Source organism: Actinophytocola oryzae (genome assembly GCF_004364325.1).
In the GTDB taxonomy this organism is placed as follows: domain Bacteria; phylum Actinomycetota; class Actinomycetes; order Mycobacteriales; family Pseudonocardiaceae; genus Actinophytocola; species Actinophytocola oryzae.
The window spans coordinates 28973-43349 of the sequence record NZ_SOCP01000036.1 but is presented as its reverse complement, the minus strand read 5'-3'; the positions used below and the strand labels follow the sequence as shown (position 1 = coordinate 43349).

Here is a 14377-nt window from a genome sequence, read left to right as displayed (position 1 = left end):
CCGGTCGACCAAGCTCCGACCCGCGTCACCGCCCGCCTCAAGATCCACAAGACGGCAGGCTACCGGCCCTGTCACCACCTAAATCAGTGGCATTGAGCCTAGGCCACGAAGATCCGAGCGCAACCCGTCATCACCGTGCGTGATCACACCCCGACGCGAACGGCCCCCGGCGAGTGGTCGGCCCGCTCCTTCGCGAGTGACGGCCACACCATCGCGACGAGCACGGCCGCGCCGAGGTACGCGGCCACCAGCACCGGCACACTCCCGCCGACGGGTGGCAGCAGCAGCGCACCCGCGACGCTGACCAGCACCAGCGGACGGCGGGCCCGCTCGGCTCGCAGGCTCGCGGCCAGCGGCAGTACCGCCCACAGCAGGTACCACGGCTGCACGACCGGGCCCGTGACGAGCATCGCCGCGAAGACGACGCCGAGGCCGGTCAGCGGGTGCCACCGGCCGGTGGCGACCGCCACCAGGACACCCGCACCCGCGACCGCACCCACTACCGCACCGAGGTGGACGGTCACCGAGATCGCCGCCGACGTGATGCTCGCCCCCGCCAGCATGCCGAGCCCGCCGACCAGGAACCCGAGCTGGTTGGTCGGCGCGAGCCAGCTGTGCAGCCCGGCCGAGTCGCCGAGCGTCCCGACCCAGCCGAGCCCCAACCCGGTCACCGCGGCGATCACCAGTGACAGCAACACGAAGCCCGCCAGGACACCGAGCATCACCAGCACGCCGCGACCGGTCGTGCGGCCCCACCGGCGCGCCAGGTCCGCGCCGACACAGCAGAGCGCCGCCGCGGCGACGATCTTGACGTTCGCCGCGACCGTCAGCAACGTCAGCCCCGCGACGAGCCGGAGCGGTTCGGCGAGCCCGGTGAGCGCCAGTTCGGGCCCGGCCAGCACCAGGCCCATCATCAGCCCGTCGTTGTGCGCGCCGCCGACGACATGCCACAGCACCAACGGGTTCAGCAGTCCCAGCCACAGGGCGGCACCCGGCGACACCCCCATCCGCCGCGCCAGCCGGGGCAGTGCCCAGGCGACGAGCACGAGACCGGCAAGCTCGACGAGCCGGTGCAGCACCACCGTCACGAGCAGGTTCTCGCCCGCGACACGCGCGATCGTGCGGGAGATCGCCAGCCACACCGGGCCGTAGGGCGCGGGCGTGTCCTGCCAGTAGACGCTGACCTGCTGTGTCACCGGCGAGTCCGCCCCCAGCGCGGCAAGCGGACCGAGCCGGTAGGGATCCAGTCCTCGGGCGGCGGTCAGTCCCTGCGCCAGGTAGCTGTGCACGTCGCCGCTGAACAGCGGGCGCGCGAACAGCAGCGGCAGGCACCACGCCGCGGCGATCCGGTACAGCTCACGCACCGGTGCCGCCCGCATGCCGAGCCAGGCCAGCACGACCACGCCCATCCCGGTGAGCCCCAGCATCAGCCGCACGGCAGCCGACCCGGGCAGCCCCGAGGTGACGACGAGGACGGTGACGCCCGTGAAACCCGCTACCGGCAAGGACCACGTGCGCAGAGCCATCCCCATGGCCACCAGCCTGTCGCGCCGTCGGCAGGCGGTGATCAGGGTAGGTCCCTGATCTTTCCCCTAGGAGTCGGCCAGGAACCCCTGGATCGCGGGCTTCACCCGCCGGTCGAACAGCACGGACGCGTGGCCCCGGCCTGCGAGCAGGAGCAGGCGTGCGTCACGGATGCCCTCGACGGTCGCACGCACCAGGTCGGGCGGTATGAGCCGGTCCCTGCCGCCGCCCACCACCAGGACCGGGAGGTCCAGCTCGCCGAGCCGGTCGGTCACGTCCCACTCCTGGACCGCGGCGACGAGCGCGGCCTCGCCGGGCTCCCTGGCCCGGCCCCTCGACAGCGAGAAGGCGGCGAACAGCAGCAGCCGCAGTGGTCCGTGTGCGAGCAGACCGCTGGCGATCCCGGCCACAGACCGCCCGTCGCGTTCGAGCGCCACCATCCGTGCCATCTCCTGGCGACCGTGCGTGCCGACCCGGCTCGCGGCGGCGCAGATCACCAGTCGCCGCACGGTTCCCGGGTGGTCGAGCGCGAGCTGCAGTGCGGTCACTCCCCCGGCCGAGGTGCCCATGACGTCCACCGCCTCCCCGAACCGCTCCCGCAGCGCGGTCGCGTGCCACCCCGCGAGGTCGGCGACGGTCATGCCTGCCGGCGGGTCGACCGGGCGGTGCACCAGGTGGACGGTGCGCCCGAGGCCCCGCGCGAGCGCGGTCGCGGGCACGGCGGCCGACCGCGGCACCCGCGTGACCAGGTCGGCGCCCTGACCCAGCCCCGGCAGCGTCACCAGGGGCGGTCCGTCGCCGACGGCCGTCACCGAGAGCCCGTCGTTCAACCGTTCACCCTGCACGAGCCCGAGCATAGGTGAGCCCACCGACTGTCCACGCGGGACTCGAGACGGTCATTCGGCGCTCGACCCGTTCCTGGCGGCACCCTCGCCGAGGCAACGCGCGAGCGCGATGCGTGAGCGGACGGCCAGCTTCGGGAAGATCCGCGACAGGTGCGACTCGACGGTCCGCCTGCTGACGAACAGTCGGTTGGCGATCTGCTGGTTGGTGAGCCCGCCCGCGACGAGGTCGGCGATCTGCCGCTCGCGGTCGGTCAGCCCGGCGGGCGCGGTCCCCCGCCGACGGGAGCTGCGTGCCGCCATGCGCCGCTGGTCGCGGGTGACCACCGTCAGCAGCCACTCCGCGCCGCACGCCGCGTACCCGGCCTTGGCCAGCCCCAGCTCGGTGTGCGCGCGTTCCGGTTCGCACACCGCGGCGAGGTGGTGTGCCCTGGCCTCCTCCAGCGGGGCCTGGCAGGCGGCGAACACGGTCGCTGCCCGGAGGGCCAGCTGACGCGCCCGCCCCGGCTGCGCCGCGCGGTGCGCCACGAACGCCTTGGCGTACCAGGCCGACCCGATCTCGTAGTCGAGACCGGACGCGAACGCGACCAGCTCGGCGTCCGCGGCGGCACCGGCCGCCGCGTCGTGGTCCCCCAGCATCGCCCGCGCCTGCGCCACGCCCCCGAGGCGGGTCACCCGCGCGAGCGGGTCGGCAGGCCACGTCTCGTCGGGCCTGGCCAGCAGGTCCAGCACGGCGGCCGGGTCCTCGGCCGTCGTGCACGCGGTCGCGAGGTTGAGCCGGGCGATCCGCCACCACGCACGGAACCGCGGCCTGCCCGACTCCTCCAGCCCACGCGCGAGGTCGACGGCCGCGGCCGGGCCGCTCGTCCACAGCAGTGCCCGCAGCCGCACGGCGTGGGCGAGGGCACGCAGCTCCGGGCTGCCGATGTGGTCGGCAGCGAGCGCGGCCTGGTCGGTGAGGTCGAGCGCGCAGGTCAGCCGGCCGAGGCGGGTCTGCAGTGCCGCGTCGACGACCAGGGTGTGCGGAAGGGCGCTGCGCTGGCCGGTCTGGTCGAGCACCTCGTAGGCGCGGGCCAGGTGCGCGGTCGCCGCGGTGAGGTCGCCGAGCCAGGTCTCGACCCAGGCGAGCAGGTTGACCAGCTCGACGTGTGGCACCAGCGTGACGGTGCTGATCCCGTCGAGCAGGCGACTCGCGTGCCGCGCGTCGGCCCGCGCGGCGCTCACCTGTCCCGCGTCCAGTGCCGCCCAGGCCCGCAGGACCAGTGCCGCGGCGGCGAGGGCGGGCCGCCTGCCGTCGAGGAGTGCCTGCCGCGCGTGGTCCGCGGCGGCCGAGGAGTTCTCCCTCAGCGCGGCGATCGCGGCGTACTGGACGGCCGCGGGACCGTCGTCGCCGAGCAGCGCCGTCGCGGTGTCGAGGTCACCCCTCAGCCGCGCGATCTCCACGCCGACGGCCGCCGCCTCGGCACGCAGTGGGTGGCGGTCGCGCAGCAGCTCCTGGAGCGCGGCCCAGCCCCGGTCCAGTTCGCCGGACAGCGCGAGGGCGAGCGCGTACCGCAGCGTGCTCGCCGGACGCCCACCCGAGGCGGACACGATGCGCAGTGCCTTGTCCAGCAGGCGAACCGCCGTGGCCGGTGCCTGGTAGACCAGCGACTCGCCCGCCTCGATCAGGGTGGCGGCGGCGTGCTCGTCGCCGTACTGCGCCGACCGCTCCAGGTGGTGTGCGAGCCGCGGCAGTGGGCCGTCGTGTGCGCGGAGGTAGCCTGCGGCGCGTGCGTGGGCACGGGTCCGCCAGGCCGGGCCGGTCGTGGCACGCGCGGTCGCGCACAGGAACGGGTGCTGGAAGGTGAACCACGCGCCGTCCATGGCGCCGAGCCCGGCGGCGCACAGCTCGTCGAGGCCGTCGACCACCTGGCCGACCGGCAGCTCCGCCACACAGGCGACGAGGTCGAAGGCCGCGTGGTCACCGGTGACCGCGATCGCCTGCGCGATCCGCAGTGCGGTGCCGGACAGGGTCGCGAACTCGGCGGTCAGCACCCGGACGATGTCGGTGGTCTCGTCGAGGTCGTCGCCCTGGCGGACGATCCGGCCGAGCGTGGCGTCCGGCAGGGCGGCGAGCATCCGCAGGTACCTCGGGTTGCCGTGGCTGGCACGCATGAGCAGCTGGCGCCTGCGTTCCGAGGCGTCCGGGTGGAGCACGCGCAGGTCCCAGTCGCACAGGGGATCGAGCGTGACCCGCCAGACCCCGTCCGCGGCCCTGGCGACCGCGTCGACCACTCCCAGCGGCGACCGGGCCGACCGGAACGCGACGACCAGCAGCACCGGGGCGTTGGGCGGGTGGCGGACGAGGTGCTCGACCACGTCGAGGGACGCGTGGTCCGCCCACTGCAGGTCGTCGAGAACGAGCGCGAGGCGAGAACCGGATTTCTCGACACATTCCGCGACACGCGTCGGTTCGACGCCGGGCAGCCGGAGCAGCTCGGCGAACAATGCGAAAGGAATTCCTTTTTCGAACCGGTCGGCCCGGCCCTCGCAGACCCGGAAGCCGGCGTCGCGGGCGAGTCGTGCCGCGTCGGCGAGCAGGTGGCTCTTCCCCATCCCGGCGCCACCACACACTTCGACGACGGCGAACCGTCCTGCGGTGGCCCGGTCCGCCGCGGCGGCGAAGGCATCGACGAAGCCACCCCGACCGGCGGGTGCCTCCCCGCGCACCATCTCGGCACGAGACATGGCCTGCCCCATTTCGGAATCCGGTTATCGCACGTCGTCCGCCGTTCCCGGGACGTTAGCGACGGTATTTGGACACCGACTGGACGAAATTTGAACGCCCCGGGCGGACGCACGTGCCGCTGCCGGGACCCTGTTGGAACACTTCGGCGATCTGTACCATCCGCAGGCATGCGCCGACTCGGTGGAGTGGGCGGCACCGTCGCCGCCCTCGTCCTGGCCCTGCTCGTTGTCCCTCCGGCGCGGGCGGAGCACGGCCCGCCGCGGCTGCCGATCGTGTTCGTGCACGGGAACTCGGGCTCGGCGCAGCAGTTCGAGACGCAGTTCCAGCGGTTCGCGGCCAACGGGTACCCGGAGGACCTGCTCTTCGCATACGAGTACGACACCAGCGGACCGGACAACACGGCGGCGGTGGCGGGCCTCGGCACGTTCGTCGACGGGGTGCTCGCGCGGACCGGGGCACGGCAGGTGCTGCTCGCGGCGCACTCGCGAGGTACGACCGTCAGCCACGCCTACCTGGCGGACCCGGCGCACGCCGCCGAGGTCGCGAAGTACGTGAACCTGGACGGCCGCGGCTCCGACGCGCCGCCCGGCGGGGTCCCGACACTCGCCGAGTGGGGCGAGTGGCAGTCACCGCCCGACCCGGTGCGGGGTGCGGTGGGCGTGATCACGGGCGCGGTGAACGTCTACAACCGACAGCTGTCCCACACCGAGGTGGCCACGTCGGCCAGGACGTTCGCGGACGTGTACCGCTTCTGGTTCGGCCGGGCGCCGCGCACCACGGCGGTCGTGCCGGAGCGTCACGTGGAGGTGAGCGGTCGCGTGGTGCTGTTCCCGGCGAACGCAGGCTACGCGGGTGCGACGCTGGAGGTGTGGCAGCTGGACCGCACCGGCCACCGCCGACACCGCGTGGCCCACGACCGCATCGACGCGACGGGCGACTTCGGCCCCGTGCCGGTACGCCGCGACACGAGCCACGAGTTCGCGGTGACGCGGGAGGACGGCTCGGTGCACCACTTCTACCAGCCCCCCTTCACGCGCGACGACAACTTCGTGCGCCTCAACACGGGTCGTCCCGGCGAGGGCCTGGAGGCGTACACGAAGCAGGATCCCCGGCATGTCAACCTGATCGTCACGCGTACCCGTGAGATCTGGGCAGACCAGCCGGACAGCGACAGGCTGACCGTGGACGGCCGGGACGTCCTGACGCCGGCGGTGGCACCGAGGTCGAGCCCCGGCGGGGTGAACGGGAACACGGGTGAGGTCAACGCCCTGTTCCTGACCGATGTCGGCGCGAGGACCGCCACGGGCTACGCGGACCCCGACCAGCACACGGACCTGGCCAAGGGCCAGCTCTTCCCGTTCGACAACCTGACGTTCCTGTCGGGGGCGGACGTCTTCGTGCCCGCCCAGCCGAACGCGCGAGGCACGGTCACCCTGGCGATGACCCCTCGGGGCGGCGGGCGCCGGACCGTCGTCACCGTCCCCGACTGGCCGTCCTCGACCAACCGCGTGACGGTCGCGTTCCCCGATCACTGAGCCGCGGGTCGCGCCCGGATCGTCAGCGTCATCAGGGTGGCCGCGACGCACAGGACGGCCAGGGTGAGGAAGCCGGGGCGGAAGGAGCCGGTCGTGTCGCGAAGGATGCCGAACGCGTACGAGCAGGTGAAACCGCCGACGTTGGCGCACAGGTTGCCGAACCCGCTGGCGACACCGGCCGTGCGGAAGCCGAGGTGGGCGACCGGGATCGCGAAGAGCGGCCCGAAGTACACCTGGATGAACACCGCGTTGACGGCGACCACGACGACCACCGCCAGCTGGCCCGGGAGCACCACGAGCAGGGTCAGGGTGACGGCCAGTGCGACCAGCGAGGTCCTGATCACGGTCAGCGGCCTGCCGAGCCGGTCGGAGATCCACCCGCCCGCGATGTTCGCCGGGGCCGTCACCGCGGCACCCAGTGCCGTCACCAGGCCCGCGGTGGCCAGCGAGTAGTGCCGGTCGGCCACCAGGTAGGTCGGCAGCCAGAACGTACAACCGGTGACCACGGCCAGGCGCACGAACTGGACGGCCCCGGTCTGCCACAGGATGGGGTGGCGCAGCAGCCCGGGCAGCTCACGCAGGCTCATCCTCGGACCGGGCGGCGCGGGCCGCGCGGTGCCCGCCCGCCAGTACAGCCCGCACACCGTGAGCCCGGCCGTCGCGAACAGGGCGAACATCAGTCGCCAGCCGAGCGTGCCCACGAGCAGCGGCCCGACGGCGCTCAGCAGGATGTTCGACGAGAACCCGCCTGCCACGAACAGTCCCATGGCGGTCGCCCGGCCCGTCGGCGGGAACTCGGCGCTGATCAGCAGCAGCCCCGGGGCGAAGACCAGTGCGCGGAACACCCCGGACAGCGCCTGGTTGACGAGCATCAGCCGGTAGTCCGTCAGCACCGAGAACGACAGCGCGAGCAGGTTGGTGCCGATCAGCCCGATGAGGAACAGCCGCCGCGGGGTGAACCGGTCGGCCAGGTAGCCCGACGGCAGCTGCATGGCGGCGTAGGTCAGGCTGGTCGCGGCGGCGAGGGTCCCCGCCTGCGCGTAGGTGATCCCCAGCTCGGCGCGGATCAACGGGAGGAACAGCGCGACCCCGCCCATGATCAGCGACTGGGTGCTCTGGCAGACCACGAGGGTCGCGATGGTCAGCCTGCGCACCGTCACACAGTGGACACTAGCGGGAGCGCCACCGTCGCCGGGATCGGTCGAGACCGAGGACTCGCCGGTGGTCGACGAGACGTTCTCTCACGGCAGGAATCTCGCCACCTCCGCCGGCACGCGACGGGCGAACGTGGTGCCTTCGAAGTTCGTCGTCGGCGCGAAGTGGACCGCCGCGAAGGACGCGTTGTGCCCGAACACGGCGGACTCGAACATGGCGCTGCGGTCGAAGGTGGCCAGTTCGAACACGGCGTCGCCGGTGAACTCGGCCGAGCCGAAGAACGCACTGCCCGTGAACCGGGTGTGCCGGAAAGCGGCGTCCGTCGTGAAATGCGCTGCCTCGAACGAGGTCTGTCCGGCGAACTGGGCCGACTCGAAGGACGCCGGGCCGGTGAAGACGGCGCCCGTGAACCGGGCCTCGGCCACGTGGCAGCGCGAGAGGTCGAAGTCGACGAGGTTGGCCCCGGTCAGGTCGACCGCCGTGTCCGGCCAGTACTTCCTGTCCCGCCGCAGGTGGTCGCGCAGGATCCGCTGTGCGGCGCGGCGGACCTCGCGTTCCTGGATCCGTTCCCTGTCCTGGGCGTCGTCGGTGGGGTCGGCCCCTGGCAGGACGTAGGGCATGCGCAGGTAGGCGCAGAACACGTTGACGATGGTCTGCCGGTGCGCCTCGTAGTCCATCGCGACGCGTTCCAGTGCGTACAGGCCGCCCAGGCGCACGGGGGCCTTGTCGGAGCCGAGCTGTTCCACCCCTTTGACGTACAGCTCCGTGATCCGCCGCTCCGTCGCGTCCAGCCGGGTGTTCTCGGCGCTGACCCGCTGCTGGTCGAGCGTGCGCTCCCGGTTGTCCAGGTCGGCCTCCGTGGACCGCTGCCGCAGCCAGGCGAGGTAGAGCGCGAACAGGCCGCCGCCACCCGCGCCGATGCTGAGGCCGATCTTGAGCGCGTCGAACCGGGCCGCGACGAGCTGTTCACCGTCCAGACCCCTGGTCCCGACCCACCACAGCGTGGCGACCGACGCGGCGGTGAGGAGCGCGAGCGCCGCGGTCACCCCGACGATCTTCCGGCGCGAGACCGCCACCGGCCGGTGCGTGGCCACCGGCTAGTTCCAGGTGATGCCGTAGAAGGTGAACCGGCCGTCGCTGCCGGGGGAACCGGGGACGAGCCGCACGACCATCGACCCGTACCGGCCGACGTGGCTCAGCGCGCACAGCTGGCTGCCCACGTGCAGCTCGCTGAACTCGACACGTTCGCGCCACCCGGCCGCGTGCTCGCAGCGGTCGCGGTCGGCCTGCGGCGTGTCGGCGATGACCGTCAGCTTGGCGCCGAGGTTGGTGAAGACCCCCTGCGGGTCGATCTGCAGCTCACCGGGGGTCGCGGCATCGTGGCGCCAGTACTCGATGTCGACCCAGTTGTACCCCTGCTGTTGGATCAGCTCGACCTCCCGCTGCTCCTGCACGTTCTCGTACCTCCTCGGGTCCGGAGGCTCGGTCGCGTGCACGCTGTTGGGCGGGGACTGCGTGGCGGTCCGATCCTCGCCCGTGGTTCCGCCGGGCGTCGGCGTCGCACCGGTGGTCTTCTCGGAGGTGCCGGACGGGTCGCGCGACGTCGGCCGTGACGACGTGCTCTGCCCCGTCCTGGACGAACTCGTCGTGGTGGTTGCCATCGCCACCCCTGGTCCGCCCGCGCCCGAGCCGGACCCACCGCCGGAGGACGACGCGATGACCAGTACCGCCACGACGGTGGCCACGACCACGACCGCGGCCACCACGAGCGCGGGGCGCACACGACGACGGTCGCGTGGCGGTTTCCCCTCACCGTCCACACCGGACTCCGGCTCCTTCGCGGAACCGTCGGGAGGTGGGCTGTAGCGGAATCGGACGGCATTGTCGCCGAGTGCCGCGTTGGTCTCCTGCCATTTCGCACGCACGTCGTCGGGGTTGCGACCGCAGGCGGTCACGAAGGCGTCGACAGTCCCCCAGTCCGGCCACGTCGTGCCACTCGTCGCGGCATGCAGTTCGTCATGCGGACGACCGGAACGCCGTTCCAGCTCCCGGTAGCCCAGACCCGGAGCACGCATACCGCGCAGCACGTCCGCGAATACCCTGACCAGCTTCTCCGGTGTTTCTTCTCCGCTTTCCGGCTCCGCCATGAGATCGCCCTCCGTGACTCCACGGACAAATTGAACCAAAAGATCGATTCGCGGCGACGCGACCCCCGGCAGACTATTGTTGCTTTCTCACCACCCGTCGGCTTTTCCCGTGCACCGGTACGTAAGGGCGTGGTTCTTCTCCCTTTGAGGCGCACATTGTGCGGTGCCGACCTCCACCGCCGTCCCGGTGTAATCGCGGGATATCCGGAAGGGGGCGGAACATGAGCGGTATTCCCGAGGGCGCGCAGGTTTCCGAGGACGGCCACTGGTGGTGGGACGGTAGCGCGTGGCAGGCCGTCGAGGACGCGTGGGACACCGTCCAGGAGGCGGCCTCCGACGCCTGGGACTGGGCGACCGGCAACGACGAGGGTGGCACCACCAGCGGCGGGGGCGCGTCGGGTTCCTACGACGACGGCGATCTCGCGCCGGAGCACGCGGTGTGCTCGCTCGGCCCCTGCCCGAGCTGCGCGGAGAGCGACCAAGTCTCCGCGCCGTGCGTGCTCGAGAGCGGCCACGACTCCGTGCACCAGTGCGCCCAGGGCGACTACTGGGAGCAGTCCGACGCCTCGGAGGCCGCGCTACCACTGGTCTTCGGCACCCCGGTCGCGACGGCGATGCTCACCTACGACAGCGGCAGCGACACCATCAGCGCCACCGGCAACACCACCGGCTGGCCCCGAGGCACGATCGACGTCGTCGGCGACATCTACTGCGACGGCCAGGTCGTGCATCGCCAGGAGAACACCTGCCGGAGCGCCACCGCGTGCACGCTGCCCACGTGGAGCACCACGCCGGATCCCGGCACCCGCTGGGAGCACGTCGTCACCGGGTCCGGTCCCCGGTACGGCCCGGTCGAGGACACCGAACAGGTCGACGTGCCGTAGCTCAGGCGGGTAGCCGTCCCCGAATGCCACACCGGGCGCCGTCGAGCGCGGCGGCGATCCCCCGTCGTCAGGTGGTGGACGACGAACGTCCACGCCGGTCGGCGGCCGACAGCGGGAGTGCCACGTCCTCCAGCGACTTGTTCTCCGCGTCCACGGCGAGAACCGGTCAGCGTGTCGCCCACCGCGCTCGCGACCGTGATCTCGAGCCCGTCGAGAATCCACGCCACACCAAGGGCGATGACCATCCTGGTGTGGACACGCGACCAGGGGAGCCGGTCGATCCGCGCCGGGATCAACGTCCTGGTCTGGGACGACACCTCATCGGACGCTGCCGTCATGACGACCTCCTCGGGAGCCAGCCCCGACTTACCCGGCGTCCCAGAAGGCGAAACCTCGTCATGTCCACAGGGGACCCGAACCGGTGTCATAACAGACAGAACGGGCCGTTTCCGAAGAAACAGCCCGTTCGTCTCAGGATGGCGTCACTCGGTGCGGGGCGGGATCGGCGGGTCGGGGGCGGGTGGCTGGAGCGGGTCCGGCAGGGGTGGCTGAGGCGGGTTCGGGGTGACCGGGTCGGGTGCCGGCGGCACCGTGTCCGGGCCTGGCACGGGCGGGATCGGCTCGGGCTCCCTCGGCGTCGTCATCTCCTGAGGCGCCATCGTCATGGCCCAGCCTCCTTCCAGAACGGGAACTACCTGCCCCCGGCTACCCCGCCGGTGCGCGCCTCAACCCATCCGGTCGAACCGTCCAGAACGGACGTCGACTGGTCTTACCTGTGACGCTGGGCGGCCCCGTAGCCACCGGAGGTGCCGGCCGCGTAGCCTCGCGGCTCGAACATCGCCTTCCGAGAAAGCCGGTCATGACGACACCAACGACTGACATGTCCCCGTCCCAGCGGCGTTCCTCCCTGCCGTGGGTCATCGCAGGCGCCGTGGTGGTCGTCGCCGCGGTGGCGGTCACGTTGGTGCTGACCACGGGCGGCGACGACGAGTCCGGTGCCGCTCCGCCGAGCACGCCCGCCGCGGCCACGACGTCGAAGTCCGGGTCGACCTACGACCTCGGCACGCCGGAGACCGCCGCCGAGTCCTTCGCGGCCGCCGCGAAGACCGGGTCGGGCGAGACGCTGCTCGGCCTGGCGTGCGTCGGCAGGCCGAGCTGCGTCGCCGAGCACGCGCCCGGGACGAGCCAGCAACAGGTCGCCGAGGCCCAGGACGCGATCCGCGAGGGTGCGCTCGAGCTGGCCCAGCACCTCGAGGGCGCCACGTTCGGCATCTCCATCGACGGCGCGGTGCCCGACACCAAGGACGTCCCGTACCGCACGCCCGAGATGACCGGCGACGCCTTCCTGAAGCTCACGTTCGTCCAGACGGACGGTGACTGGCTGTACTTCCTGCCCGCCTCCTGACGCGGCGGTGACACGATGTGGTCATGAAGGAGCGGATCCTCGCGGATCTCGACGACCGCATCGCCCGTCACCTCGACGGGGACTCCTCAGGCGTGCTCGACAGGCGGGCGCTCGAGTTGGTCTCCGAGCTGACCGACGCGGCGCCGGACGCGGGCGCCCTCGCACGGGTCGCCGCGCTGCACCTGTGCCGGTCCGAGGCGCTCCCTCCCGAGGGCAGCGGGACCGACCGGCGGCTCGCGTATGCCCTGTACACCAAGCTGCACGCGGTCGACCCCAGGCTGGTTCCGCCCCAGGTGAGGGAGTTCTTCGACTTCCCGGCACCGCACGACGACGGTGTCGCGCGGCTGCGCGAGTACGAGGAGTCGGGTCGGCTCAGCCACCTGGAGCGGGCGATCTCGCTGTTCCGGCAGGAGATGCTGGAGGACGGGGGCGACCAGGAGGTGGTGTCCGACCTCGCCGCCGCGCTGCGGCTGAGGTACGAGCGGACCGGGCAGCAGACCGACCTGGACGAGGCGACCGAACTGACCCGCCCGCGCCGGGACCGAACGCACTGACGGACGCGGTGCCGCCGGCGGGCGTCCTTCAGGGCAGGTCGGCGAGGAACTGTGTGAGCACCTCGGCGAACGCGTCGGGTGTTTCCTCCTGTGGCGCGTGTCCCGCGCCGGGCAGGACCTGGACCTCCCCGCGCCACAGCGTCGGCATCGGGACCCCGCGCAGGTAGTCGAGGCTGACGAGCTGCTCACCTTCGCCCTGCAGGACCGCGAGCGGCCGGGTGAGCGCGGCGACGATCGCCACCTCGTCGGCGAAGCGGCCGGCGCCGAGGCTCGCCATCAGGCCTGCGCGGGCGGCGCCGTCGGTGGCCAGGATGTCCGCGACGAACGCGGACACCGAGAACTCCGACCCCGGCGCGAGGAAGCTGGCGGCGTAGTCGTGGGCAGCGTCGGCGTCGACCTCGGCACTGAAGCCCACGTTCATGGCCGGGTTGGGGAGGAACGCCGTCGCGAGGTCCGCGGCCGAGGCCACCGGCGGCGTCCCGAAGATGACGAAACCGGCGGCACTCGACAGCCGAGGCGCCGCCTCGAGCGCGATGTGCCCGCCCAGGCTCCACCCGACCACGACCGCGTCCTCCGCGCCGGTGGCCGCCATGAACCCGGCGAGGTTCGCGGCGTAGCCGGGGAGGCAGTAGTCGTCGGGGACCTTGGCGCGGTCGGAGGACCCGTGCCCGGGCAGGTCGAAGGCGAGGCAACGGAACTCGTCGCCGAAGGAGCCCGCCACGAGCGCACCCCAGGTGCGGCTGGAGGACGAGTTGCCGTGTACCAGGACGACTGGCCTACCCGCGCCGCCCGACTCGTGATACGCGAGCTCCTGCCCGCCGACGGTGACCCTCTTCACGAACAAAGGACGATCCTCTCTACCGGCGAACACCGCCGGTAGCCTCTCATCCCCCGGCAGGCGAGCCGGTAACGAGTTCGCCATCACTTGGCGTTCACCCGAGGAACTTCCGCACGAGCCCACGCGCACGAGCCGACGCACAGTAACGGGCCGCACGCGCGTACCGATGTCGGAAACACTGATCTCGGCACGGGAAGTGGGGGCGTGGAATGGCCGGTGCGCGTCACGACGAGGACATCTCGACACGGATTGCCGCGCTCGGCTCCCTGTACCAGGCGGAGCGTTCCGAGAATCTCACGCTGCTCAACATCAACATGGCGTTTCTGGGAGCCGTGCTGGCTTATGTCGCGGCGTCGGTCGCATTCCTGGACAAGATGGAGAGCCTCCCCCGCCTCTGCTGCTCGAGGACGAGCTGTTCGCGCACACCGGTATGCGCGGGAACACCCGGGGCCGCGTCGGTTCGCGGGCGGGCGAACACATTGTGAACCCGAATATCGCGCCGCTTCCCTACAAGGCGGTGCTCTGGCTCGTGTATGTCATCCCGTGGGTGCTGACTGTCTTCTACACCGTCTACATGCTCGTCAAGTACGTGACGACAGGCTGGATGCTCGTCGCCATGATCGCCTGTTACTCCCTGTTGACGGTGGTCGCCGTCGCGGCGGGTGTCCGGGCGATCCTCGGCAGCCCGCAGGTGCCGCCGGAGGAGACGTGACCGAGCCGGCCGAGCCTGCCTCACAGGGCGGCCACCTGCGGTTTTGACGCATC

At 71.9% G+C, this 14377-nt stretch carries 14 protein-coding genes; 6 read left to right on the top strand and 8 right to left on the bottom strand.

The features are described 5' to 3' along the window. Window positions 1-143: 143 nt before the first annotated feature. From mptB to CLV71_RS46805, 3 genes are read right to left on the bottom strand one after another with little or no spacing between them, the layout of a single operon-like run. Window positions 144-1532, bottom strand: coding sequence for a polyprenol phosphomannose-dependent alpha 1,6 mannosyltransferase MptB (gene mptB, locus CLV71_RS46815; protein ID WP_133909448.1), 1389 nt, complete (start codon window positions 1530-1532; stop codon window positions 144-146). A gap of 60 nt (window positions 1533-1592) precedes the next feature. Further along, window positions 1593-2369, bottom strand: coding sequence for an alpha/beta fold hydrolase (locus CLV71_RS46810; RefSeq protein ID WP_166664551.1), 777 nt, complete (start codon window positions 2367-2369; stop codon window positions 1593-1595). Between the two features lie 51 nt (window positions 2370-2420). Next, complete coding sequence (locus CLV71_RS46805; RefSeq protein ID WP_166664550.1) at window positions 2421-5093, bottom strand: LuxR C-terminal-related transcriptional regulator; 2673 nt, start codon at window positions 5091-5093, stop codon at window positions 2421-2423. Window positions 5094-5261: 168 nt separating this feature from the next. Between CLV71_RS46805 and CLV71_RS46800 the strand changes: the two genes are divergently transcribed. Next, window positions 5262-6629, top strand: coding sequence for an alpha/beta hydrolase (locus CLV71_RS46800; RefSeq protein WP_133909445.1), 1368 nt, complete (start codon window positions 5262-5264; stop codon window positions 6627-6629). Here CLV71_RS46800 and CLV71_RS46795 read toward each other — a convergent pair. The 3 genes from CLV71_RS46795 to CLV71_RS46785 all read right to left on the bottom strand — a co-directional run bounded on the left by CLV71_RS46795 (window position 6623) and on the right by CLV71_RS46785 (window position 9931). Continuing rightward, window positions 6623-7789 (bottom strand): MFS transporter, encoded by a 1167-nt coding sequence (locus CLV71_RS46795; protein ID WP_208298070.1) that lies wholly within the window; start codon window positions 7787-7789, stop codon window positions 6623-6625. The genes CLV71_RS46800 and CLV71_RS46795 overlap by 7 nt on opposite strands. A gap of 81 nt (window positions 7790-7870) precedes the next feature. Beyond that, complete coding sequence (locus tag CLV71_RS46790) at window positions 7871-8878, bottom strand: pentapeptide repeat-containing protein (RefSeq protein WP_133909444.1); 1008 nt, start codon at window positions 8876-8878, stop codon at window positions 7871-7873. A 3-nt stretch (window positions 8879-8881) separates the two neighbouring features. After that, window positions 8882-9931, bottom strand: a complete 1050-nt coding sequence (locus tag CLV71_RS46785) for a helix-turn-helix domain-containing protein (protein ID WP_133909443.1) — start codon at window positions 9929-9931, stop codon at window positions 8882-8884. Between the two features lie 221 nt (window positions 9932-10152). Between CLV71_RS46785 and CLV71_RS46780 the strand changes: the two genes are divergently transcribed. Next, window positions 10153-10815, top strand: a complete 663-nt coding sequence (locus CLV71_RS46780) for a hypothetical protein (protein WP_133909442.1) — start codon at window positions 10153-10155, stop codon at window positions 10813-10815. A gap of 482 nt (window positions 10816-11297) precedes the next feature. Here the strand turns inward: CLV71_RS46780 and CLV71_RS46770 are convergent, their stop codons facing one another. Further along, on the bottom strand, window positions 11298-11480 hold the full coding sequence (locus tag CLV71_RS46770; RefSeq protein ID WP_133909441.1) for a hypothetical protein: 183 nt from the start codon (window positions 11478-11480) through the stop codon (window positions 11298-11300). A 194-nt stretch (window positions 11481-11674) separates the two neighbouring features. On the opposite strand from CLV71_RS46770, the gene CLV71_RS46765 reads away from it, so the two are divergent. Together CLV71_RS46765 and CLV71_RS46760 are read left to right on the top strand one after the other, a co-directional pair. Next, the gene (locus CLV71_RS46765) at window positions 11675-12220 is read left to right on the top strand and encodes a hypothetical protein (protein ID WP_133909440.1); all 546 of its coding nucleotides are present in this window, start codon (window positions 11675-11677) and stop codon (window positions 12218-12220) included. Window positions 12221-12243: 23 nt separating this feature from the next. Next, window positions 12244-12774 (top strand): hypothetical protein, encoded by a 531-nt coding sequence (locus CLV71_RS46760; protein ID WP_133909439.1) that lies wholly within the window; start codon window positions 12244-12246, stop codon window positions 12772-12774. A gap of 28 nt (window positions 12775-12802) precedes the next feature. Here CLV71_RS46760 and CLV71_RS46755 read toward each other — a convergent pair whose 3' ends face one another. Continuing rightward, window positions 12803-13612 carry an alpha/beta fold hydrolase gene (locus CLV71_RS46755; protein ID WP_208298069.1) on the bottom strand — a complete coding sequence of 270 codons (810 nt, stop codon included), beginning with the start codon at window positions 13610-13612 and terminating at the stop codon, window positions 12803-12805. A 209-nt stretch (window positions 13613-13821) separates the two neighbouring features. Here CLV71_RS46755 and CLV71_RS46750 point away from each other — a divergent pair, with 209 nt between their 5' ends. Both CLV71_RS46750 and CLV71_RS46745 read left to right on the top strand, forming a co-directional pair. Beyond that, a complete protein-coding gene (locus tag CLV71_RS46750) occupies window positions 13822-14097 on the top strand; it encodes a hypothetical protein (protein WP_133909437.1) in 276 nt (91 codons plus the stop codon). After that, window positions 14094-14324, top strand: a complete 231-nt coding sequence (locus CLV71_RS46745; protein WP_133909436.1) for a hypothetical protein — start codon at window positions 14094-14096, stop codon at window positions 14322-14324. The genes CLV71_RS46750 and CLV71_RS46745 overlap by 4 nt, the downstream gene beginning before the upstream one ends. Window positions 14325-14377: the final 53 nt, after the last annotated feature.

Bases quoted from the DNA above. Each gene is read 5' to 3' on its own strand.
- mptB (WP_133909448.1), bottom strand. From the start codon at position 1,532: ATGGGGATGGCTCTGCGCACGTGGTCCTTGCCGGTAGCGGGTTTCACG.
- CLV71_RS46805 (WP_166664550.1), bottom strand. From the start codon at position 5,093: ATGTCTCGTGCCGAGATGGTGCGCGGGGAGGCACCCGCCGGTCGGGGT.
- CLV71_RS46800 (WP_133909445.1), top strand. From the start codon at position 5,262: ATGCGCCGACTCGGTGGAGTGGGCGGCACCGTCGCCGCCCTCGTCCTG.
- CLV71_RS46785 (WP_133909443.1), bottom strand. From the start codon at position 9,931: ATGGCGGAGCCGGAAAGCGGAGAAGAAACACCGGAGAAGCTGGTCAGG.
- CLV71_RS46780 (WP_133909442.1), top strand. From the start codon at position 10,153: ATGAGCGGTATTCCCGAGGGCGCGCAGGTTTCCGAGGACGGCCACTGG.
- CLV71_RS46770 (WP_133909441.1), bottom strand. From the start codon at position 11,480: ATGACGATGGCGCCTCAGGAGATGACGACGCCGAGGGAGCCCGAGCCG.
- CLV71_RS46765 (WP_133909440.1), top strand. From the start codon at position 11,675: ATGACGACACCAACGACTGACATGTCCCCGTCCCAGCGGCGTTCCTCC.
- CLV71_RS46760 (WP_133909439.1), top strand. From the start codon at position 12,244: ATGAAGGAGCGGATCCTCGCGGATCTCGACGACCGCATCGCCCGTCAC.
- CLV71_RS46750 (WP_133909437.1), top strand. From the start codon at position 13,822: ATGGCCGGTGCGCGTCACGACGAGGACATCTCGACACGGATTGCCGCG.